The following is a 25,351-nucleotide window of genomic DNA, read 5'->3' on the forward strand; positions in this document are numbered from 1 at the left end:
CAACGCCCGGCCCGATCAAGCCGATGTAGCCCCCGGGAACTATCCGGCGGCAGCCCTCCTGAGAGGGTGGTGGGCGGCGTCCGTCGTTCTCGTTCCCCGGGCGGCGACTGCGGGCGCTCCCGATATGATGGCCAGACCGCGCTGGCCCCGGTAGAGATGTCCTTTTGCCCTACGGGCACGTAGGGGGCCGGGTCCTGGCTCGATCCGAGAGGTGAATGCACTCGAATGGAAACCGCCCGTCGTTCTTCTCGTGGTAGCCGACGGCGCCGTTCGGGCAGCCCGCTGTTCGCACAGCTGCTGACCGCTGCCGTCGAATCCGCCGCCTCCGAGGTGGCGATCCGCTACAACCCGACGGGTGAACCTGCCGATCAGCGGGAAATGACCTATCAGGAGCTCGACGAGGCGTCCTCGCAGCTCGCGCGGGATCTGATCGAACGCGGTATCGGACCGGGCGATGTGGTGGCGATCGGGATCGCCCGCAGCCTCGAGTCGGTGCTCGCCGTCTGGGCCATCGCGAAAACCGGCGCGGCCTACGTGCCGATCGATCCGAGCTACCCCAGCGACCGGATCGACCATATGGCCACCGACTCCGGTGCGGTACTCGGTCTGACCACCTCGAAACACCGTTCCGCGCTCGGCCGGTCCCTCTACTGGGTGGAACTCGACGACCCGGTCCAGGCCGAACGGATCGCGCAGCGGCCGCGGCACCCGATCTCCTACGCGGACCGGGTCCGGCTGCTCGACGAGCGGCACCCCGCCTACGTCATCTACACCTCCGGCTCCACCGGGAAACCCAAGGGCGTGGTGGTCTCGCACAGCGGGCTGGCCCTGGTGGTGGCGGCGTCCAACGACCATTACGGCATCACCAGCGACTCCCGGGTGACCCATGTGTGCTCCCCGAACTTCGACGTCTCGGTGCTGGAGTTGCTGCTCACCTTCACCACGGGCGCGACGCTGGTGATCGTGCCCGCGGGTGTGCTCGGCGGGCAGGAGGTCGCCGATCTGCTGATCCGCGAACGGGTGACCCATATGATCACCACCCCGGCGGCCTTGGAATCGGTGGATCCGGCCGGGATCACCGACCTGCTGTGCGTCGTCGCGATCGGCGACAAGTTCGGCCCCGAACTGGTCGGCCGCTGGGCCCACGATCACCGATTCCTCAACTCCTACGGCCCGACCGAGGCCACCATCCTCGCGACCAGCACCGAGGCGATGATCGCCGGGGAGACCATCACCATCGGCACCGCCCTGAACGGGTTCGGGGTGTTCGTCCTCGACGCGCGATTGCGGCCGGTGCCGACCGGTGTGGTGGGCGAACTCTATCTTTCCGGTCCGCCGCTGGCGCACGGCTATCTGAACCGGCGCGCGCTGACCGCGGAACGGTTCGTCGCCGGGCCCTTCGGCGCGGACCTCGGGCAGCCGGGAACCCGGATGTACCGCACCGGCGATCTGGTGCGCCGGATCGAGACGCCGCGCGGCGAAGAGATCGAATACCTGGGCCGCACCGATTTCCAGGTGAAGGTGCGCGGATTCCGCATCGAACTCGGCGAGATCGACAACGCCCTGACCCGGCATCCCGCCGTGGACTACGCGATCACCATGGGCAAGACCCTGCCGTCGGGATCGACGGCGCTGGTGGCCTACGTGCTGCCGCACCGGGACAGCGCGGTGAGCACCGACGAACTGGCCGCGTTCCTCGCCGAAACTCTGCCCTCGTACATGATCCCGGCCGCCTTCGTGGTGCTCGACGAGATCCCGCTGACCCCGGTCGGCAAACTCGATCGCAAGGCCCTGCCGGAACCGGTGTTCGAATCGGCCGGTTCCCGTGCTCCCGCCGGCGAGATGGAGGTCCGGCTGGCCACGCTGTTCGCGCAGGTGCTCGGGCTGGACCAGGTCGGGGCCGACGACCCGTTCTTCGCGCTCGGCGGCGACAGCATCCTGTCGATCCAGCTGGTGTCGCGGGCCCGCAACGCGGGAATCCTGTTCACCCCGCAGGACGTATTCGAATACCGTACGGTCGCCGAACTCGCCAAGGTCGCGGTTTCCGGAGCCGACGCGGTGGTTCAGCGTCTGGCGGAACTGCCCGGCGGCGGCCTCGGCGATATCCCGCTGACCCCGATCCTGGCCGAGTACCTGGCCGGCGGCGTGCATTCGGGGTTCGCGCAGAGCATGGTGCTGGGGCTGCCGGAGGGCATCGACCGCGCGGGCCTGGCCGCGACGCTGGGCGCGGTCGTGGGACGCCACGATATGTTGCGCGCACAGTTGGCCGCCGAGGACGGCCGATATCGTCTCGAGGTTCCCGAGCCCCGGCCGGGGGAGGCCGCCGCCCTGGTCTCCGAGGTCGAGGTTCCGGCGGGCAGCGGTCCGGCCGAACTCGCCGAACTCGCCGGTGCGGCCATGAGTTCGACGGTGGCGCAATTGGATCCGCTGGGCGGCCGGATGGTCGCCGCGACCTGGTTGCGCCGCCCCGACGCGCGTGACGCGCTGTTGCTGGCCGTCCACCATTATGTGGTCGACGGGGTGTCCTGGCGCATCATCGTCTCCGATCTGGTGCTGGCCTGGGCACAGGTGTCCAACGGTCAGCGCACCGAGCTCCCGTCGGTGGCCACCTCGTTCCGGCGTTGGGCCCACGCACTCGGCGAAGTCGCCGCCGAACCGGCGCGCGAGGCCGAAATCGCCTACTGGCGTAAGGCGCTGGCGACGCCGGACCCGCTGCTGGGCGCCCGCGCGATAGATCCCACGACCGATTCGCACGCCGCGGTGCGGCGGTTCGCCGTCGAGGTGCCCGCCGAGGTCGCCGCGGTGGTGCTCACCGAAGTACCCGCGCTGTACCGGACCGGCGCCAACGATCCGCTGCTGGCCGCGCTGGCCCTGGCCGTGCGGAACTGGCGCTCCCGGCGCGGTGTGGACTGCGCGACCACCCGGATCCGGTTGGAGGGGCACGGACGCGAGGAATCCGTCGTTCCCGGCGCGGATCTCACCCGCACCGTCGGCTGGTTCACCACCGCCTACCCGGTGGCCCTCGACCTGTCCGCCATCGATCCGCTCGCGGCGCTGGCAGCGGGTCCGGCCACCGCGGCGCTGTTGCGTTCGGTGAAGGAACAGCTTTTCGCCGTGCCCGAACACGGAATCGGCTTCGGACTGCTGCGCCGGCTCGCGCCGGGGACAGCCGCCGAACTCGACGGCACCGTCGCGCAGATCGGTTTCAACTATCTCGGCCGCGTCTCCGCAGGCGACGTGCCGGCCGGAATCGACGATACGGCCTGGTTGCCCACCGGTGAGCTCGGTGAGTTCGAGGCCGAATTCGACAGCGATATGCCGGCTGAGATGGTGATCGATATCAACGCGATCGCTCGCGCCGGCGGCGGGATCACGGTGTCGTTCGCCTACGTGGCCGATATCGTCGACGAGGCCGCGGTCCGCGAACTGGCCGACGAATGGCTGGCCGCGGTGAACGCGATCGCCCGGCACACCGCCGACCCGGCCGCGGGCGGCCTCACTCCCTCGGATCTGCCGCTGGTCCGGGTCGAACAGCCCGAACTGGACACCTGGCGTACCGGCTATCCGGGACTGGCGGAGGTGCTGCCGCTGTCGCCGCTGGGCGCCGGACTGTTCTTCCATTCCCAGCTCACCACGGGCGGGCCGGACGACTATGTGATGCTGTTCGCGCTCGAGCTCGGCGGCACAATCGATCTGGAGCGTTTGCACGTCGCGGCACAGGGTCTCGTGGATCGGCATCCGGTGCTGCGCACCGCGTTCGTGACCGCGGCGGACGGGTCGCCGGTTCAGTTGGTCACCGAGACGGTCGAGGTGCCGTGGCAGGTGGTCGACAGTGTCGGTGACTACGAGATACCGGAACTGCTGGAGAACCAGCGGCTCACCCGGTTCGCCCTCGACACCGCGCCGCTGCTGCGGATCACGGTGTACCGCACGGTCTCCGGCCGCACCCATTTCGTACTGGCCGCTCACCACCTGCTGTTCGACGGCTGGTCGATGCCGGTCCTGATGAAGGACCTGCTGACCCTCTACGCCCTGCACGGCGACCGGTCGGCGCTGCCGCCGGTCCCGGCCTACCGGGACTATCTGCGGTGGCTGTCGCGGCAGGACGCCGACGCCACCCGGACCCGCTGGACCGAGGTCCTGCGCGGCGCGCAGCCGACCGAACTGGCCGCGGTGCTCGCTCCGCCCGCGCAGCCGGAATCGGGTATCGGAGAACTCGATCTCGCGCTCAGCGATGCCGAGACCTCCGCGATGACGGCGTACGCGGCCGCGGCCGGAGTCACCGTCAACACGGTGGTGCAGGCACTCTGGGCGCTGCTGCTGGCGGGACTCACCGGACGCGAGGACATCGTGTTCGGCGCGGTGGTCTCCGGTCGCCCGCCGGAGCTGCCCGGCGTGGACGATATGGCCGGACTGTTCACCAACACGATTCCGGTGCGCGTCCGCTTCGAGACCGAATGGACGGTGCGGGATCTGCTCACCCGGATCCAGTCCGAACAGGCGACCCTGCTCGAACACCATTACCTGGGACTGGCTGATATCTCGCCGGGCACGGCCGGACTGTTCGATACATTGCTGGCCTACGAGTCCTACCCGGTGGACGCCGAAGGGCTGCGCGCGGCCGGTGGCGGCATCGACGGCCTCGAGGTCGTGGACCTGACCTCGCAGACCTTCACCCACTACCCGGTGACCCTGGTGGTCGAAGCGGCCGACCGGCTGCTGCTGCGGCTGTGGTACCGGCGCGATACCGTCGCCGAACCCGCCGCGCAGACCCTGTCGGGGTTGCTGCACGCGCTCGTCGGTCAGCTGCTGGCGGTGCCCGGCGCGGTCGCGCCGGCCCCGGCTCCGGACTGGTGGCGGGCGCCCGGTGCGCTCGGCGGCCGCGGCGAATTCCCGGCGGACCGGCCGCGTCCGGCCACCTCGTCGGCGCGAAGCGGCCAGGTGAGCAGGGAGCTGACTCCCGAAATCGAGATCGCGCTGGAAGATGTCGCGGTTCAGCGGGATACGACGTCCTTCACCGTGGTCCAGGCGGCGTTGGCGATCTTGCTGGCCCGGCTCTCGGGGACCCGGGACATCGCGGTCGGCGCCTTCACCACCCACGATGCCGCCGCCGGTCTGGCAGTACTGCACACGGATGTGGATCCGGCGCTGCGCTTCGACGCCCTGCTCGACACCGCACGTGCCGCCGGGGGAGCGCCCTTCGGTACCGCGGGCCAGGGTGCCGAACGGCTCGGCTACCTGATCGACACCGTGCGCACGGCAGCCGGGCAGCCGCCGTTCCGGGTACTGCTGGCCGCCGGCAACGCGCCCGCCGAACTGCCCGACACCCTCGATCTCCGAGTGGACCTCTCCGACACCGACACCGGCGTGGCACTGACCTTCACCTACCGCCGCGACCTGTTCGACGCCCCCACCATCGGCGACCATGCCGACCGGCTGCTGCGGGTACTCGCCGCCGTCGCCGCCGATCCCACCCGGATCGTCGGCGATATCGATCTGCTCGCGCCCGGGGAACGCGATCTGGTGCTGCGGGAATGGAACAGCGCGGGAGTCTCGGTACCGGCGGTGACGCTGGTCGACCTCATCGAATCCCAGGCGCGGCTGCGTCCGCAGGCGCCCGCCGTACGATTCGACGGGACCACCCTGACCTTCGCCGAACTGCTGAACCGCGCCTATCGGGTGGCGCGCGGGCTGATCGCGGTCGGCGCGGGCCCGGAAACCCTGGTGGCGGTGGCACTGCCGCGTTCCGCGGAACTGCCGGTCGCGCTGCTCGGCGTCCTGCTGTCCGGCGCGGGCTACCTGCCCGTCGACACCACCTATCCGAAGCAGCGACTGGAGTTCATCCTCTCCGACGCCCACCCGGCCGCTGTCCTCACCACCGCGACCGAACGCGACGCGGTGCCCGCCGGTGCGGTGCCGGTGGTCCTGTTCGAGGACACCGCGACCCATTCCGGCGCACCCATCGCCGACGCCGAGCGCCGGGGGCCGCTGCGTCCCGGCAACCTGGCCTATGTCATCTACACCTCCGGCTCCACCGGCGTCCCCAAGGGTGTGGGCGTGGCGCACCGGAATGTGGTGGAACTGTTCGCCAACACTCAGCTGCTGTTCGAATTCGACGACGCCGATGTCTGGACCCTGTTCCATTCGTTCGCCTTCGACTTCTCGGTCTGGGAACTGTGGTGCGCGCTCGCCAGCGGCGGTTCGGTGGTGGTGGTCGACTACCTGACCTCCCGCTCGCCGGAACAGTTCCGTGAACTGCTGATCCGCGAACAGGTCACGGTCCTCAACCAGACGCCGTCCGCGTTCTACCAGCTGGCCGAGGCCGATCGGGTCGCCCACGGTGACGGTGCGGGCACGCTGGCCCTGCGGTATGTGGTGTTCGGCGGCGAAGCGCTGGACCTGCGCCAGCTGCAGCGCTGGTACGAACGGCACGGCGGACCGGGTGGCACCGAAACGGATTCGCCGTGGCTGGTGAACATGTACGGCATCACCGAGACCACGGTGCACGTCTCGTTCCTGGCCCTGGACGAACAGCTGGTGGACAACCCGGCCAGTGTGATCGGCCGTGCGCTGCCGGGGCTGGACGCGTTCGTGCTCGACGACCGGCTGCACCCCGCGCCGGTCGGCGTGCCGGGTGAGATCTATGTGGCGGGCGAACAGCTGACCCGCGGCTACCTGGGCCGTCCGGGCCTGACCGCGACGCGGTTCGTGGCCGACCCGTTCGGCGCGCCGGGTTCGCGGATGTACCGGTCCGGCGATATCGGCCGGTGGGCCGGTTTCGGTGGCCGCGCCAATCTGGAATACGCCGGTCGTGGGGACGCGCAGGTGCAATTGCGCGGTTTCCGGATCGAGCTCGGCGAAATCGAGGCGGCGCTGCTGCGCTGCCCGGGCGTGGGTCAGGCGGTCGCGCTGGTGCGTACCGGCGGCGCGGCCGGGGACCGGCTCCTCGGCTATGTGGTGCCGGCCGCGGACCAGGATGCGGCGCTCGACCCCGTGCGGCTGCGCGAGCAGGTGGCGGAATTCCTGACCGACTACATGGTGCCGGACGCGGTCGTGGTGCTCGATGCGCTGCCGCTGACTCCCAACGGCAAACTCGATCGTCGCGCGCTGCCCGATTCGGCCGTGATCAGCCGGGTGCCCTACAGCGCGCCGGTCGGCGAGGTGGAAACGGTGGTGGCCGCGGTCTTCGCGGACCTGCTCGGCGCCGAACGTGTCGGCGGCGGCGACGATTTCTTCGCACTCGGCGGTAACTCGCTGGTGGCGACCCGCGCGGTGGCCCGCATCAACGAGGCGCTGTCGGCCGATATCGCGGTGCGCGCGTTGTTCGAGGCGCCCACCGTCGCGGCGCTGGCCGCCCGGGTGGTACCCGGCGTGGGAACCCGCGCGGAGCGTCCGGCGCTGGCCCGGGTCGACCGGCCGGACCGGATTCCGCTGTCGCTGGCCCAGCATCGGATGTGGCTGCTCAACCAGTTCGATCCGGAGTCGGCCGCCTACAACATTCCGCTGGCCATCGGACTCACCGGCGCGCTCGACACGTCCGCGCTGCGCTACGCCCTGTCGGATGTACTGGAACGGCACGAGGCGCTGCGCACCCGCTATCCGGTGGGTCCGGACGGGCTGCCGTACCAGGAGATCCTGCCGGTGGCCCAGGTGCTGCGCGGCGGACTGGAATCCGCGACCACCGACGACGCGATCGGCCGGATCGGCGATCTGATGTCGGCCGGTTTCGAGGTCACCACGCAGCCGCCGATCCGCGGACTGCTGCTCACCACCGGCACCGACGAACACGTGCTGGCGCTGGTCGTGCACCACATCGCCGCCGACGGCGCCTCGCTCGCGCCGCTGGCGCGGGATCTGATGACCGCGTATCTGGCCCGGGTCGGCGGGGAATCGCCGCGTTGGTCGCCGCTGCCGGTGCAATACGCGGACTACGCGATCTGGCAGCGGGCGGTCGTCGGGGTGGACACCGACGAGACCTCCATCGCGGCAGAGCAATTGGGGTACTGGCGGGAACAGCTGCGGGGCCTTTCCGGGGAGCTGGAACTCCCGCTGGATCGGCCGCGCCCGGCCCTGCCCTCGATGCGCGGCGGCACCACCGGTTTCGCGGTCGCCGCCGAGGTGCACGAGGCGCTGGACCGGCTGGCGCGCGACCGTGGCGCGACCCTGTTCATGGTGCTGCACGCCGCGGTGAGCGTGCTGCTGCACCGGCTGACCGGATCCGACGATATCGCCGTGGGCACCCCGATCGCCGGTCGCGGCGAACAGGCGCTCGACGATCTGGTCGGCATGTTCGTCAATACGCTCGCGCTGCGCACCCGGGTCGATCCGGCACAGCCGTTCGCCGAACTGGTCGATACGGCCCGCGAAACCGACCTGTCGGCGTTCGCCAATGCCGATATCCCGTTCGAGCGGGTCGTCGAGGTCGTGGTGCCGGGCCGGGCCACCGCGCACAATCCGCTGTTCACTGTGGTGCTGTCGTTCCAGAACAACGAACAGGCCACCTTGAACCTGCCCGGGTTGACCGTGCGGTCGCTGGGGCAGGGCGCGCTCGCCGCCAAATTCGATCTGCAGATCGACGTCGATCCCGGTCGCACCGCCGCCGGGACCCCCGGCGACCTGCACGCCGCGCTGACCTACGCCACCGATCTGTTCGACGAGGAGACGGCGCGGTCGTTCGGGCGCCGGCTGGAGCGGATCCTCACCGCTGTCGCCGCCGACCCCGGCGTGCCGGTGGGCGATATCGACATCCTCGACGAATCCGAGCGGAACCGGGGCACCGTCACCGTCGTCGATCAGGCCGTACCGGTCGCCACGGCGGGAACCGCGCTGGCGCAGACCCTGAGCGCGTCGGTGGAGGACGATCCGGACGGTCCCGCTGTGGTGTGGGGTGAGGAAGCGGTGACCTATCGCGATCTCGACGCCAGGTCCTCGCGGCTGGCGCGGGTGCTGATCGCCCGCGGGTTGGGCCCCGGCACCGGCGTGGTGAGCGCGCTGGAACGCGGTGTCGACGCGGCGGTGGCGATCTGGGCGGTCCTCAAGGCGGGCGCCACACTGGTGCCGGCCGATGCCCTGGCGATCGCGGCGTCCGCGGACCTGGTAGTAGCGGCGGGTCTGGCCGTGGGACAGGCCCCGGTGCTGCCCGGCGTGAAGTGGCTGCTGCTCGATGATCCCGCGGTGGCCGGCGAGATCGCCGCCGAATCGCCGCGACCGGTCACCTACGCGCACCGGGCGCAGCCGTTGCGCGGCGGCGACCTGGTCGTGGTGGACGCCACCGGCCGCCGGGTGAGTTACGACCAGCTGGCCGCCGCCGTGACCCGGGTGCACACCGCCGCGGATCTCACCTATGAGGCCCGGACCTATCGGCACGGCCGCGGCGACAGCCCGGCGGCGGTGCTGGAAACCGTGGCCGCGGGCGCCGCGGGAGCCTCGCTGGTGCTGGTTCCGCGGGACCAGGAGAGTGTGACTCCGGCCGGTGAATGGGTCACCCATCTGTGGACCGACAGCGCCGGCCTGGACGTTCTCGACCCGGCGGCGCTGGAGGATCTCATCGCGCTCGTTTTGGACGAGGCGCAACAGCCGGGCGCGGCCTGGTCGGATATCGAGACGGTGCTGGATCTGCCCACGCTGCTGGGCTGAAGCGCGGTCCGGGGCGGCCGGTAACGGCTTTCCCGGACCGGACCGATGCAATGATGGCGACGCGAGTGATGAACACGGCGAGCGAGGAACGACGCGAGTACCGCGGTGGCGCTGTACCGCGCCGGGTGCGCCGCGATGGCGACAGAGCAGACGAGGGCAGGTAGATGGGTTCGGTAGTGGGACAGCGGTGTGAGCACGTCCGGGGAATGAGGCAGGTATGACCCGCCCGACCCGCACCCGGCCGACCCGCACCCGCGGGCCCCGGCTCACCACACTGCCGCAGCTCATGGCGACCGCGGTGGAAAGCAACCCGTCCGGTACCGCGGTCGTCCACGCGGATGCCGCCGCAACGCTCGCCACCCTGACCTACGCCGAACTCGACGCGCGCTCCAACCGGCTGGCCCGGCTGCTCATCGCCCGCGGTATCGGTCCGGAGGATCTGGTCGCCATCGGTATCCCGCGCTCGCTGGACTCGGTGGTCGCGGTGTGGGCGGTCGCGAAGACCGGCGCCGGGTACGTGCCGGTGGATCCCCGTTATCCGGCCGACCGGGTCCGGCACATGGTCACCGATTCCGGTGCGGTGTTCGGGCTGTCGGTGGCCGAGTCCGGCGACGAGCTGCCCGACCGGGTCCAGTGGCTGCGCATCGATTCCGCCGAGGCCGCGCAGCGGCTCGCCGACGAATCCGCCGATCCGGTGACCTTCGCCGACCGGGTCCGTCCGTTGCGCGCCGAACACCCCGCATATGTCATCTACACCTCGGGTTCCACCGGCCTCCCGAAAGGCGTGGTGGTGACCCAGGCCGGGCTGGCCGGGTTCTGTGCGGAGCAGCGGGACCGCTACCGGGTGGACACCACCTCGCGGACTCTGCATTTCGCCTCGCCCTCGTTCGACGCCTCGGTGCTGGAACTGCTGCTCGCGCTGGGCGGTGCCGCGACCATGGTGGTGGCCGCGCCCACGGTGTACGGCGGTGACGAATTGGCCGGGCTGCTGAAGCGGGAGCGGGTGACGCACGCCTTCATCACCCCGGCCGCGCTGGCTTCGCTCGACCCGGCCGGTCTGGACGAGTTCCGGGTGGTGGTGGCCGGCGGCGAGGCCTGCCCGCCGGATCTGGTGCGCCGCTGGGCGGGCCTGCTGGGCGACGGCCGCCCCCGTGAATTCTTCAACGGCTACGGCCCCACCGAGACCACCATCATGACCAATATCAGCGATCCGCTGGTCCCCGGCGCGACGGTGACCATCGGTGCGCCGACCCGGGGGATCACCGAATACGTACTGGACGAACGGCTGGCCCAGGTGCCCACCGGGGTGACCGGGGAGCTGTACATCACCGGTGCGCAGCAGGCCCGCGGCTACCACGCGCGGCCCGGTCTCACCGCGGCGCGCTTCGTCGCGAATCCGTTCGGGGACGGCGCCGCCCGGCTCTACCGCACCGGTGACCTGGTGCGCTGGCTGTCCGACGGCACGCTGGAATACTTGGGCCGCAACGACTTCCAGGTCAAGATTCGCGGGTTCCGGATCGAGCTGGGGGAGATCGACGCGGTACTGGCCGAGCACGCGTCGGTGGATTTCGCCGTCACGGTCGGCCACGAACTCGACAGCGGCGCGACGATTCTCGCCGCCTACGTGCATCCGGTGGCGGGCGCCCGGATCGATATCGATGAGCTGAGTGCGCTGGCGGCGAGCCGGCTGCCCGCACATATGGTTCCGGCCGGTATCACCGTGCTCGACGAGATCCCGCTGACTCCGGTCGGGAAGCTGGACCGGCGGGCGCTGCCGGCGCCGCAGCTGCGCACCAGAACTTTCCGCGCTCCGGAAACGGAACTGGAGCAGCAGGTGGCAGCGGTATTCGCGGACCTGCTGAACCCGGCCGACCCGGTCGGCGCCGATGACGATTTCTTCGACCTCGGTGGTAATTCGCTGATCGCGACCCAGGTCGCGGGCCGGCTGGGCGCGGTCGTGGACGCCCGGGTGCCCGCTCGGGCGATCTTCGAAGCGTCGACCGTGAGCGCGCTGGCGGTACGACTCGACGAACTGCGGGGCAGCGGACGGCCGCTGCTGAGCAGGCAGACCCGGCCGGAGCGGATCCCGTTGTCCCCGGCGCAGCAGCGGATGTGGTTCCTGAACCGGTTCGATACCGAATCGGCGGCCTACAACGTGCCCGTCGCGGTCCGGCTGTCCGGGCGGCTGGATATCTCGGCGCTGCGCGGAGCAATCGCCGACCTGGTCGAACGGCACGAAGTGCTGCGCACCGTCTACCCGGAGACCGACGCGGGCCCCGAACAGGTGGTGCTGGATCCGGCGCGGGCGATCCCGGGCCTCGCGGTGCACACCGTGACCGAGAGCGGGATTCCGGCCGCCATGCTCGACCTGATGTCCACGCTGTTCGACATCACCACGGAGGTGCCGCTGCGGGTGGCGCTGCTGCTGGTCGAGGGCGCCGCGGACGAGTACGTGCTGGCGCTCGTGGTGCACCATATCGCCGCGGACGGTTCGTCGTTCGGGCCGTTGACCCGCGATCTGATGGTCGCCTACGCGGCCCGCAGCGGTGGCGCCGCGCCGCAGTGGGCGCCGCTGCCGGTGCAGTACGCGGATTACAGCATCTGGCAGCGCGGCCTGCTGGGGTCGGAATCGGATCCGGAGTCGCTGGGCGCGCAGCAGATCGCGTACTGGCGTTCGACGCTGGCCGGGCTGCCCGATCAGCTGGAACTGCCGCTGGACCGGCCGCGCCCGGCGGTGCAGTCCTTCGCCGGTGGACGAGTGCAGTTCCGGATCGACGCCGATCTGCACCGCGCGCTGCTCGACCTGGCCCAGGGCCCCAACGCGACACTGTTCATGGTGATGCAGTCGGCCTTCGCGGTGTTGCTGGCGCAGCTGTCGGGCACCGATGACATCTCGGTCGGCGTGCCGCTGGCCGGGCGCGGTGAGGCCGCCCTCGACGATCTGATCGGAATGTTCGTCAACACGCTCGTTTTCCGGACCCGGGTCGATCGCGGCGAATCCTTCCGCGATCTGCTGGCTCGCCAGAAAGAGGACGATCTCCAGGCTTTCGCGAACGCCGACGTGCCGTTCGAGCGTCTGGTCGAGATCCAGAATCCGGTGCGTTCCACCGCGCGGCATCCGCTGTTCCAGGTGTGCCTGTCGTTCCAGAACCTGGCCCCCACCACGCTGGAACTGCCCGGGCTCACCGTGGCCGAAGTGGACTTCGACACCGAGCGGTCGCAATTCGATCTGCATCTGACCCTCGCCGATATGTACGACGAGACCGGCGCCGCGGGTGGTCTCGCCGGTGACCTGGCGTATGCGAAAGATCTGTTCGAGCACGCCACCGCGCAGGGTTTCGTGGACCGGTTGCTGATGCTGTTGCGCGCGGTGGCCGCCGACCCGGGCACCCCGGTCGGGGATCTGGACATTCTCGCGGTCGCCGAACGCGAGTCGATCGTCGCGGGCCGTAACGATACGGCGCGCGCGACGGACCCGTCGGCGACTCTGGCGACGCTGCTGGCCGATGCCGTGGCGGGCCGGTCCGACGCGGTCGCGCTGATCGCCGCCGACGGCACCCGGGTCTCCTACGCCGAACTCGACGCGCGGGTGAACCGCCTGGCCCGCCATCTGATCGGGCTCGGCGTCGGTCCGGATTCCCGGGTGGTGCTGGCGCTGCGCCGTTCGGTGGATCTGGTGGTGGCCATGTACGCGGTGACCGTCGCCGGTGGCACCTATGTGCCGATCGATCCGGATCAGCCCGCGGAACGCAACGGTTTCATCCTGTCCGCCGCGGCGCCGGTCTGCGTGCTCACCGACGGTGCTCCGGTGCCGGTCGCCGCCGGGGTGCCCGTGCTCCGGCCGGCCGAACTCGACCTCTCCGCCCTCAGCGCCGATCCGGTCGCCGACGCCGACCGGATCGCCGCGTTGCGCCCGGAGCACCTCGCGTATGTCCTGTTCACCTCCGGGTCCACCGGCCGGCCGAAGGGCGTCGCGGTTCCGCATGCGGCGGTGGTCAACCAGTTGCGTTATATGGTCGACGAATTCGGGATGAAACCCACGGACTCCGTCCTGCTCAAGACCGCCGCGACCTTCGATATGTCGGTGTGGGAGTTCTGGTCGGCCGTCGGTTGCGGCGGCGCGATGGTGATCGCCGCGCCGGACGGGCACCGGGACCCGGCGTACCTGAACGAACTCATCCGCCGCGAGTCGCCGACCACCCTGCACGTGGTGCCCTCCATGCTGGACGCCCTGCTGGCCGACGGCCTACCCGACTCGCTGCAGCGCGTTTTCGCCATCGGCGAGGCGCTGCCCGGCAGCACCGCGCAGCGGCTACTGGCCGACTGCCCGCGCACCGACCTGTTCAATATGTACGGCCCGACCGAGGCCGCGGTGTCGATCACCACACACCGGGTCACACCTGCGGATTCGGCGTCGGTGCCGGTCGGCGTCCCGCAGTGGAACAGTCGGGTGTACGTGCTCGATGCACGGTTGCACCCGGTTCCCGACGGTGTCGCCGGTGAGCTGTACCTCGCGGGCGACCAGTTGGCGCGCGGCTATCACAGCCGCCCCGATCTCACCGCCGACCGGTTCGTGGCCGATCCGTTCCGGCCCGGCGAACGGATGTATCGGACCGGCGATCTCGCCGCCTGGCAGACCGTCCGGGACGCGCAGGGTCGCCCGAGTGCGGTACTGGACTACCGGGGGCGCACGGACTTCCAGGTGAAACTGCGCGGATTCCGGATCGAACTCGGGGAGATCGAGGCGGCTCTGCTCGCGTTGCCCGTGGTCGACCAGGCCGTCGTGGTGGCGAGGAGTCATCCCCGGCTGGGTGATTCACTGGTCGCCTATGTGACCGGCGCCGCGGCGATCGATGTGGAGCAGGTGAGATCCGAGCTGGCACAAGCGCTTCCCTCTTATATGGTGCCCGCCGCGTTCGTGGTGCTGGATCGGCTGCCGTTGAACGTCAACGGCAAGATCGACCGGCGCGCGCTGCCGGAACCGGAGTTCACCGCACCGGAGTTCCGGCCGCCGGTGACACCGCACGAACACGCCGTCGCGACCGCTTTCGCGGAGGTGCTCGGCACCGAGAATGTCGGACTCGACGCCGATTTCTTCGCCCTCGGCGGTAACTCGCTGTCGGCCACCCAGGTGGTGAGTCGGCTGGCCAAACTGACCGGTACCCGGATCCAGGTCGCGGCGCTCTTCGGCAGCCCGGCCGTGCAGGGCCTGGCCCGGCACCTCGCGGCCGTCGCCGAGCGTGGCGGCGACGATCAGGGGACGCACGCGGCCACGGCGGTGATGCTCCCGATCCGGCCGGGCAGCGGTCGCCGCCCGCTGTTCTGCTTCCATCCGATGTCCGGGATGGCCTGGGGTTTCGCGGGACTGGCCCGGTATCTCCCGGCCGAGCAGCCGATCCTGGGGCTGCAGACCCCGGCCCTGACCGAGGCGGATTACGCGCCCGGTTCCCTCGACGAACTGGCCGAGCGCTACCTGCGCGAGATCCGGGCGGTCCAGCCGGTGGGTCCGTATCGTTTCCTGGGCTGGTCACTGGGCGGCACCGTGGCCCAGGCGGTCGCGGTGCGGTTGCAGTCCGAGGGGGAGCGGATCGAACTGCTGGGTGTCATGGACGCCTATCCCGATACCGATGTGCGCCGGTTCCGTGCGGAGATCCGCGAGGCGTTCGCCGCCCTCGGAATTCCCGATGCCGCGGTACCCGACGCGGACAGCCTGTGGGCGATCGACGACGTCGTGCTGGACACCCTGCACGCGGCGATCCCGCCGCAGCTGTCCGATGTGCTGACCCGCGACCGGTTGCGCCGCCTCATCGATACTGCCGTGCGCAGTGTCGAATTCGCCGGGGCGCACCGGCCGCCGGTGTTCCGCGGTCAACTGCAGCTGTTCCGGGCGCTGGACAATCCCGAGGCGGGATCGGCGCAGGACTGGGAGCCGTACGTATCCGGTGTGGTCGTCGACCATCCCGTTCCGGCCACCCACGACGGGATGACCACACCCGCGGCGCTGGCGGTGATCGGTCCGTGGTTGGCCGCCCGTCTGGGTGATGCGCCCGGCGACCGCTGAACCCGGCCGAACCGGGCGATTCGCCGCGGCGGGCGACCGATCTCGCGCAGTGGATGGTCGAACGGCGGTCAGTAGCGGTAACCTGCCGGGTGCCATACCGGGTACCGGCGCATTGTGGCAGGCTGCTGTCCAAGCTGGGCCACGGTAGGGCGCAGCGGTGAAGTGCGATAGGCAGGCGAGGCGGACAGATGGATGCGGTAGTCGGTCAGCGGTGTGACCACCTCCGGAGGGCGAAGGCGGTATGACGCGGCCAGTCCGGACCCGGCCCCACCGAACCCGGCGGCCCCGCGTGACAACCCTTCCGCAGCTGATCGCGAACGCTGTCGAGACCAACCCCGACGGTGCGGCGCTCGTCCTCGCCGACGGCACCGGTCCGCTGGAACAGGTCAGCTACGCCGATCTGGACGCCTGGTCCAGCCGGTTGGCCCGATCGCTCATGGCGCGCGGTATCGGTCCGGAGGACCTGGTGGCCGTGGCCATCCCGCGTTCGCTGGACGCGGTGCTGGCGGTGTGGGCGGTCGCCAAGACCGGCGCCGGTTTCGTACCGATCGATCCCGCCTACCCGCCGAGCTGGGTCGCGCATCTGCTGGTCGACGTCGGCGCGGTCTACGGTCTGGCGGTGTCCTGGGTCCGCAACGAACTCCCGGACGAGATCGAATGGCTGCAGGTCGATACGGTCGGTGCCGCCCGTGCGCTGGAACAGTTCTCCTCCGACCCCGTCACCTATGCCGATCGGATCCGTCCGCTGCGGGCCGAACATCCCGCCTATGTCAGCTACGTCAGCGATGGCGAGACCTCCCCGGACGGGGTGGTGGTGACCCAGGCCGGTCTGTCCGGTCTGTGCTCCGAACAGCAGGGCCGCTACCGGGTCGAACCCGAGGACCGCACGCTGAACTTCGCGCCGCTCCCCTCGGATTCGGCCGTACTGGAACTGCTGCTCGCGCTCGGCGGCGCCGCGACCATGGTGGTGGTGTCCCCGCTGGTGTCCACGGCGGACGAACTGACCGAACTGCTGCGCCGCACCGGCGTCACCCACGCCTACCTGACCTCGGACGCGTTGCAGGTGATCGATCCGGCGGGGCTCGACGAGCTGGGTGTCGTGGTCACCGGCCGCCGGCCGTGCCCGCCCGAACTGGTATCGCGCTGGGCGATTCCCGTTGCGGGCGGCCCGACCAGGGTCCTCTATCAGGGTTACGGGCCGGCCGAGGCCACGACCATGACCAGTATCAGTACCGCGCTGTCGCCCGGCCGCCCGCCGACCATCGGTGCGCCGATCCGCGGGGTGACGGCCTACATCCTGGACGAACAGCTCGGGCAGGTGCCCGACGGCGCGGTGGGCGAGCTGTACATCGGCGGGGCGCAACTGGCCCGCGGCTACCATCGCCGCCCCGGCCGGACGGCGCAACTGCTGGTCGCCGACCCGTACGCCGACGACGGCGCCCGGCTCTATCGCACCGGTGATCTGGTGCGCCGGACCGCCGACGGTGAGATGGAATACGTGGGCCGAGTCGAGCTGCCCCCGGCGCAGCCGGCCGAAACCGCCTTCAGCGCCGCGAGCGCACTCGTCGATCAGCCGGAGTCCGCCGTGGAGCCGACGGATCGGCCCGCCACCCCGCCGATCGATTTCGAGCAGAGTCTGCCGATCCGCGAAACCCCGGCTTCGTACGAGGTGCCGGGTCTGCGTGCCGCCGAACCGGAGTCGCCGGTCCGCGACCATGCCTTCTCCGGATATGGCTACGGTCTGTCCCATCAGGATGCCGGTCGCCCGGATCCCGCACCCGAGGTTCCCGCGCGCTCCGGCCCCGGAACCGACAGCAGGCTCGCCTCCGAGCAGCGTGATATGGATCTACCCGGTCGCGGCTATCTGGACATGCCCGACCGCCAGCAACCCCTCGGCAGGCGCGGCTCCCGGTCCGCGGAATCACTGGATCCACCGGTGCCCGCCGCGGAGTCCACGTGGTCCGACGATCCGGCCGCCGACTCGTGGCTGAGCAGCGGATATCAGCTGCCGTCCCCGGGCGACGCACAGACCGTCCGCGGCGGCTCGTTCCCGACCGCCGGTGACGCGCTGTCGTTCTACGAGAACCCGCCGGAGAGCCCGGGCGAGCCCGCCGCGGCGGCGAATCGCGCGCCGAGCGCGGCCGCCGCGATTCCGGAGCCGGCCCGAACCCCGGATTTCCCGTTCGGCGCGCGGGATACGAACGCCCCGAGTCCGCTGTGGCCGAGCGCCACCGGCGCTTCGCTCGGCTCCGGTGCCCGGTCCCCGGCGCCGGAATCGATCCCGGCGCGGAACGAGAGTCCGGTCGCGGTGCCCCGGCCCGAGCTCATCCCGCTCTCGCCGGGTCAGGTGCGGTTGTGGGAGCGCAACCAGTTCACACCCGAAGAGTCCACCGACACCGTCATCGCCGCGATGACCCTGGCCGGCACCTTGGACGCGACTGCCATGCAGGCCGCCGTCGCCGATGTGGTCGACCGGCACGAGACCTTGCGCACCGTCTATCCGGAAGTCGGTGGCACGCCGCATCAGGTGGTCCTGCCGCGGGAACGCGCGGTACCGGAAGTGGCGGCCGAACCGCTCGCCCCCGCCTTGCTGGCGGACTGGCTCGAGGCGCTGTCGCGGACCGATTTCGACGCCGCCGACCCGGATCAGGTGCCGGTGCGGTTCGCGCTGGCCGAACTGAGCCCGCGCGAACACGTGGTCGCGGTGGTCGTGCACCGTATTCTCGCCGACGAGGTCTCGGTCGGACTGTTGCTGCGGGATCTGCTGCGCGCGTTCCTGGGGCGGCGCAACCGGTCGCGGCCGCTGTGGCAGCCGCTGTCGGTGCAGTACCTCGACTATTTCCTGAGCCGGCAGGCCGAACTCGGCGATATCACCGATCCGGGCTCGCTCGCCGCGGCGCGGCTGACATTCTGGCGGGAATACCTGGCCGGACTGCCGCCGCGGCTGGAGATCCCGGCCGCCGGCGCGCGTCCCGGGACCGCGAGCTACGGCGTGCACGGTTTCGAGATGAGCACCCGGACCCATCGGCGGATCGCCGATATCGCACGCCGCGGCGAGGTCTCCGAATTCATCGTGGTCCGTGCGGCGTTCGCGGTGCTGCTGGCCCGCTCGGCCGCGGTCACCGATATCGTGCTCGGCAGCTCGGTCCGCGGACACGACGAGCACGAACTGGACGACGCGATCGGGCCCTACGCCAACACCGTCGTCCTGCGCACCCGTATCGATCCAGCGGAGTCCTTCCTCGACCTGGTCGCCCGGGTCGCGGAATCCGATCGCGCGGCGTTCTCCCACGCCGATCTGCCCTTCGAAATCCTGGACGCGACACTGGGCGCCGGGCAGCCGCTGTTCGATATGGCGATCTCGCTGCGGCACAACGATGTGCCGCGACTGGAGATGCCGAGCCTGTCGACCGAGCCGATCGATATCGCGAACTCGTCGTCGGAGTGCCGGTTGCGGCTGGTCATCGACCCGCATCGCGCACCCGACGGGTCGCCGGACGGGATCGCGGCCGCGTTCCACTACGCCGCCGATCGGTTCGACGCCGCCACCGTCGCCGAGTTCGCGGGCCGGTTGCAGCGGGTGCTCACCGTCGCGGGTGGTGATCCGGACGGTCCCATCGGAGATATCGACCTGCTGTCGCGGGCCGATCTCGACCGATTGCTGGTGGTCTGGAACGACACCAGGTACCCGGTGGCGCCCGACCTGCTGCTCGACGGTTACCGCCGTACGGTCACCACCCGCCCCGATACGGTGGCGGTGGCCGACGCGGAATCCGAGCTGACCTATCAGGAATTCGACGACCGGGTCAACCGGTTGGCGCGACAGTTGATCGAGTCCGGGGTCGGAGCGGAAACGCGGGTGGGCGTGGCGATCCGGAACTCTCCGGACCTGCTGGTGGCGATCTATGCGGTGCTGACCGCCGGCGGGGCCTGCCTGCCGCTGGACCCGGACGATCCGGCCGGATGGAATTCGCAGGTCATCGATATCGCCGGACCGGCCTGCGTGCTGGTGGCCCCGGCGGACGAATCGCGACTGGCCGCGGCCCTGAAAACGATCGGAGCGCAGACCGCGATACCGCTTCTCGTGGTCGGCGGCGCGGATCTCACCGGGTACTCCGCCGAGCCCGTGCGCCCGGAGGAACTGATCCGGCCGGTGCGGCCGGGCAATGCGGCCTATCTGCTCTGCGCATCGGTCTCGCCGAACGGGCCGGAACTGGCCGTGCTCTCGCACAGCGCGATCAACAACCAGGTCACGCTGATGCTCGCCCAATATCCGATGGGCTTCACGGACGTCTATCTCCAGCAGAACCCCGCGACCTGCGACACCTCGCTGTGGGGTTGTTTCCTGCCGCTGCGCGCGGGCGCCGAGCTGGCCCTGGCTCCGGCCGGGGCCGACGATCCGGAACGGATCGCCGAGGCGATCGCCGCGCGCGCGGTGACGGTCACCGATTTCGGACCGGACGAACTCGCCACGTTCACCGAACGGGCCGATCCGGGCCGGGTGCGCAGCCTGCGCGAGGTGTTCGTGACCGGGGGACCGTTGGCGCCGGAGACGGCCGCGGCGGTCCGGGAGCGGTGCGGCGCGCGGGCGCAGAACCTGTACGGGACCTGCGAAACCACCGTCTCGGCGACCTCTTGGCCGGCCGCGGGTTCGGCGGAACGGTCGGTGCCGATCGGACTGCCGCAGTGGAACACCCGGGTGTATGTACTGGATTCGCGGCTGCGGCCGGTACCGCCGGGGGTGCCCGGCGAGCTGTACCTGGCCGGTGACCAGCTGGCCCGCGGATACACCCGCCGGCCGGGCGCGACCGCGGACCGATTCGTGGCCAACCCGTTCGGATACGGCCAGCGGATGTACCGCACCGGGGACATGGTGCGGTGGCGTGACGCCACCGTCAGCACGCCGCAGCGGTTGGACTATCTGGGCCGCACCGACGAACAGTTCGGATTCCGGGGTCACCGGATCCGGCCCGCCGCGATCGCGGCGGCATTGCGCGCCCTGCCCGGTATCGCCGAGGCCGCGGTACTCACCCGTGCCACCGGACCGGCGGTGTCCTCCGCGGCGCGGCCCGGCGCGCGTCTGGTCGCGTATGTGGTGCCCGAGCAGGCCGGGGAAGAGCCGGACCCCGCCCGGTTCCGCGCCGCGCTGGCGCAGTCGCTACCGGTGCGGCTGGTGCCGTCGGCGTTCCAGGTGGTCGAGCGGATCCCGCTGACCGGCACCGGCGAACCCGACCGCGCACTGCTACCGGACCCCGACGGCGTCGCGCCCCTTCCGCCGGATCCGGGGCCGTGGTCCGCGGCGGCGCTCGCTGCGAGCGGCCACCCCGTCGATGACCCGGACACCGCCCGGTCCGTGGCCGATCCTTCCTCGGACGGTGTTCCCACCGCTGCGGCGGTGGATCCGATCGTGGTTCCCGGCGCGCCGGAGACCACCGGCGAACTTCCGGCGACACCCACCGCCGCCCGACTGCTGGACAATCCGGTCCCCGGCGTCGAGGTACGGTCGGTCGTCCTCGATCTGCCCGCCGACCGGCCGCTGAGCCGAACCGAGGCCGCGGTGCGGTCTGTGATGGCCCGGCATCCGATGCTGTCCGCCCGGCTCGAATCCGGCGACGGGACGCCCACGCTGTGGATTCCGCCGCGGGAACAGCGCGGGGAGCGCCAGTACTGGTGGCTCGGGCCCGAATCCGGTGAGAACACGGTCGCCACCGACGACGTGGTGCAGGCGGCGGCCGACGCCCTCGACCCGGTGACCGGCCGCAATATCCATTTCGTCGTCACCGGAACCGAACCGGACCGCCGACTCGTGGTGGTGGCCAACGGGCTCGCCGTCGACGACCGCTCCTGGCGGATCGTCCTGGACGAACTGCTCGCCGGATGGGCCGCCGCCGATCCGGCCGCGGCCGCGCCGGAGAGCAAACTGCCGCAATTGGTGCGTGCGCTGGACGCGCGCGCCCGATCCATCGAACTGCTGGACGAGTCCGGGTGGTGGCGGCGCAACCTGGCCGGTGCGCAGCTCGTGGCCCCGCTCGATTCGGCCGATCTCCGGGCCCGGCGCCGGGTCTCGCTGGCCATCACCGCCGAGGGCACCGCCGCCGTGACCGCCGCGGCCGACGCTTACCGGGCCACCGTGCCCGAGGTGCTGCTGACCGCTGTCGCCATCGCGCTGCGCACCGGGGGACAGGGCACGGTGGCCCGGGCGATCGGGTCGCTGGTGCGCTGCGACGCCGACGCGCGTTCCTTCGCGAGCGGAGCCGGTGATCTCGTCGGCGGGTTCGCCACCGAGTTCCCGCTGTCGGTCCGGATCACCGATATCGATACCGCCGAGGCGCTGGTCGGCGGGCCCGCCGCGGGAGCCGCTCTCACTCAGGTCCGCGACCTCTACCGTTCGGTGCCCGACGGTGGTGCGGGTTACGCGCTACTGCGCCACCTCAACCCGGAGACCACGGCCGAATTCGCCGCGGCCGAATCGGGCCGGTTCACGCTGCGCTACCGGGATCTGCGCCCCGCCCGGGTGCACACCGACGGTCCGGCCGACGGCGTACCGCTGGCACTCACGGTCGACGCGACCGATGACGGCCTGCTGTGCCGATTCGACTACGCGACCGAGATCTTCGCGGGCGAAGAGGTGAAGACCTTCGCCGAGCACTGGGTCCGCGCCCTGGGCGGTCTCGCCGAACACGGGTTGCGGCCGGACACCGGCCACGAAGACCCGGCGCCGGAGCCCGAGCCTGCTTGGGGTTCGCTGCCGGACGCGGAGGTCACTTCGCTGCTTCGCCCGATCACCGACGCACCGGGTTCCACCGCGTCCGAGCCGGGTCGCGGCGTGCTACCGCAGCGTCGTGCACAGCCCGCCGATGACCCGGCGACCGCCGGGGGCCTGTCTCCGGACCCGGCGGGCGCGCCCGCCGCGAGCGGATTGCCCCGGCGCCGCAGCCGGGCTGCCGAACAGGATTCGCCCGCCCTCTCGGACACGAATACCGGTGCCGCCGGGCTACCGCGGCGCCGACCCGCCGACGGTGCGGACGCGGAACCGGACTCGCGGTCGCGGCCCGAATCGGCACCGCTCCCACGGCGCGATACCCCGAACCCGGCAAACGCCGAAGGCGATTCGGGCGAGGCCACCTCGAACGCGGCACAGTCGCCGCTATCGCTGCCGCAGCGCCGCCCACGCCCGGATTCGGATCCCGCCGATCCAGGTCCGGTTTCGCTGCCCCGGCGTCGGACCGGAGCCGAACCGCAGTCGGCCCTCGCCGACTCGCGCGCCGAGTCGCCCGCACCGCTGCCGCGGCGCCGGCCTCGGCAGGACAGTGAGTCCGTCGCGGAGCCGGAGTCTGCGCAGCTGTCGGGCTCGGCGAGCGGCGCACTGCCGCAGCGCCCGTCTCGGTTCGACAGCGAGTCTGTCGCGGAGTCGGTGTCGGCGGAAGTCTCGGATTCGGCCCAGGTCTCGTTGCCGCAGCGTCGGTCTCGTTATGACGGTGGGTCTGTCGGGGAGTCGGGGTCGGCGCAGCTGTCGGATCCGACGCGAGGCTCGTTGCCCCAGCGCCGGTCTCGGACCGATGGTGGGTCTGTTGCCGAGTCGGTGTCGGCGGAAGTCTCGGATTCGGTGCGGGGTTCGTTGCCGCAGCGCCGGTCCAGCAATGACGGTGGGTCTGTCGCGGAGCCGGTATCGGAGGAGAAGTCCGAGCCTGCGCAGGTTTCGTTGCCGCAGCGTCGGCCGCGACCCGGTGCGCAGCGTGATCCCGAGCCCACGGCGGCCGCGGTCGAGCCCGTATCGCCTTCGCTGCCGCAGCGTTCCGCCGAGCCCGACGCGCAGTTCGAGTCCACCGGCGCGGAGTCGGTGGGGGCGCCCGCGCTGCCGCGACGCAAAGCCCGCGCCACGGTGGAACTCGACGGCCTGTCGACCGACACCGCACCTGATCCGCTGCCGCAGCGCGGGGCCCGGAGCACCGCGGAGCCGGAACCGGCGCCCGCGCCGGCTCTGCCGCAGCGCCGGCCGAAACCCCTCCGGGACGAGACGGCGTCGGACGAACCCCGCGGATGGACCCTGAAGCGCTCGGAGCCCCCGGCTCCGGCGAAGCCCCCGGCCGCGCCGGAGCCCGAACTCACCGCCGATCCGGAACCCACCACGTTCCTGCGCCCGATCGCCGATGTGGAGACCACCGCCTACATGTCGCCGGTGGTCGACCTCGGATCGCACGACGATCAGAGCACCCTGCTGTCGCTGTTCGACGAACAGGCGTCGCGCACTCCTTCGGTTCCGGCCGTGCGGCAAGGTGCGCGGGTGCTCAGCTACAGCGAACTGGACCGCAAGTCCCGGGCGCTGGCCGTGGAACTGGTCCGCTTCGGGGTGGGTGCGCAGACCCTGGTCGCCGTGGCCATGCGTCCCGGTATCGACCTGGTGGTCGCGGTCTGCGCGGTGTTGCGCGCCGGTGGCGGCTATGTGCCCGTCGACCCCGGCTGTCCGGCCGCGGAGTTCGACGAATTGCTGGCGGCGGCCGCCCCGATCTGTGTGCTGAGCACCTCCGACGACGGTGTCAGCACGAGCAGCGGTATCTCGGTCGTCGCCATCGATCTGCTCTACCTGGACCTGCCCACCGACCCGGCCGCTGATCCGCCGGTCGTCGCCGACGACCGCGCCGACGTCCGGTATGCCCCCGGCGGGTCGCCGGGGGTCACGAGCACCCACCGGCAGCTGGTCGAGCGGCTGCGCCGGGCGCAGCGTAGTCACCCGTACGATTCGGCCGATCTGGTGCTGCACGCGGCGCCGGTCGTGAGCGATATCACTCTGTGGGAGTTGTTCCGGCCGCTGCACCACGGTGCGCAGATCCTGATGCCCGACCATCCCGGCCGGGCCGCCGACCTGTCCCGGTCGATCGCCGCGCACAGGGTGACGATCGTGCACGTCGTCCCGGCGCTGCTCGACCGGTTCCTCGATTCGGTGACCGACGGCGGCGGCCGTGCCGCGCATCCCAGCCTGCGCCGGGTCGTCGTGGACGGTGCGGCGCTGCCGCCCGGCGGCGTCGAACGGTTCATGACGCTGCTGCCCGGCGCCGAGCTGGTCATCTGGTACGGCCACAACGAGACCGGTGTGATCACCGTGGGTTCGGTCGGCGGGCGTCCCGTCACCAATGACCGGGTGTACCTGCTGGACGAGCGATTGCGTCCGGTACCGCCCGGGACGGTCGGGGAGATGTACATCGGCGGTCCGCAGCTGGCTCGGGGCTACTACGACGCACCCGCGGAGACGGCTGCCCGGTTCGTCGCCACCGGTGGCGGGGGCCGGCTGTATCGAACGGGAGATCTCGTTCGCCGTCGCGACGGCGTCCTGGAATACCTCGGGCGGGTCGAACGCGTCGGCGGGTCGCTGCTGAGCGGCTCCCGCCGCGGCGGGCATGATTGATCCGGCCCGAAGTGTTGCGAGTCATAGCGGCGAATCCCCGTTCGTACCGACTCCACACAGTCCGCTCGACCGGGACGAGATATTCGGGCAACGCTACGGTAACGATATGTCCGCGAAGTACGACTACACGGGCAGAACCCCCGGGGTGGGTGATTCCTGCCCGGTTACTGTGAGGCGTTCGGGTCCGGGAGCCGGTTGTTGCGGTGCGGAAGGCCCGAATGAAAATTCGAGACGAAGCGAAGGTGCGAAAT

General features: G+C 70.9%; 2 protein-coding genes and 1 pseudogene. All 3 read left to right on the forward strand.

What is annotated here, in order from left to right; genetic code table 11:
* The first annotated feature begins 225 nt into the window (after positions 1-225).
* The 3 genes and pseudogenes from OG804_RS25900 (at position 226) to OG804_RS25910 (ending at position 25,100) form a co-directional block, all read left to right on the forward strand.
* Positions 226-9,636, forward strand: a complete 9,411-nt coding sequence (locus tag OG804_RS25900) for a non-ribosomal peptide synthetase (RefSeq protein WP_328390771.1) — start codon at positions 226-228, stop codon at positions 9,634-9,636.
* 271 nt (positions 9,637-9,907) lie between these two features.
* A pseudogene (locus OG804_RS25905) lies at positions 9,908-15,697 on the forward strand (amino acid adenylation domain-containing protein); the annotation flags it as partial.
* Between the two features lie 241 nt (positions 15,698-15,938).
* Entirely contained in the window at positions 15,939-25,100 is a 9,162-nt protein-coding gene (locus OG804_RS25910) for an AMP-binding protein (RefSeq protein ID WP_442941636.1), read from the forward strand.
* Positions 25,101-25,351 lie beyond the last annotated feature (251 nt).

Origin of the sequence: Nocardia sp. NBC_00416, assembly GCF_036032445.1 — a bacterium.
In the GTDB taxonomy this organism is placed as follows: Bacteria; Actinomycetota; Actinomycetes; order Mycobacteriales; family Mycobacteriaceae; genus Nocardia.

Coding starts and splice junctions, on each gene's coding strand:
- OG804_RS25900 (WP_328390771.1), top strand. CDS start 226: ATGGAAACCGCCCGTCGTTCTTCTCGTGGTAGCCGACGGCGCCGTTCG.
- OG804_RS25910 (WP_442941636.1), top strand. CDS start 15,939: ATGACGCGGCCAGTCCGGACCCGGCCCCACCGAACCCGGCGGCCCCGC.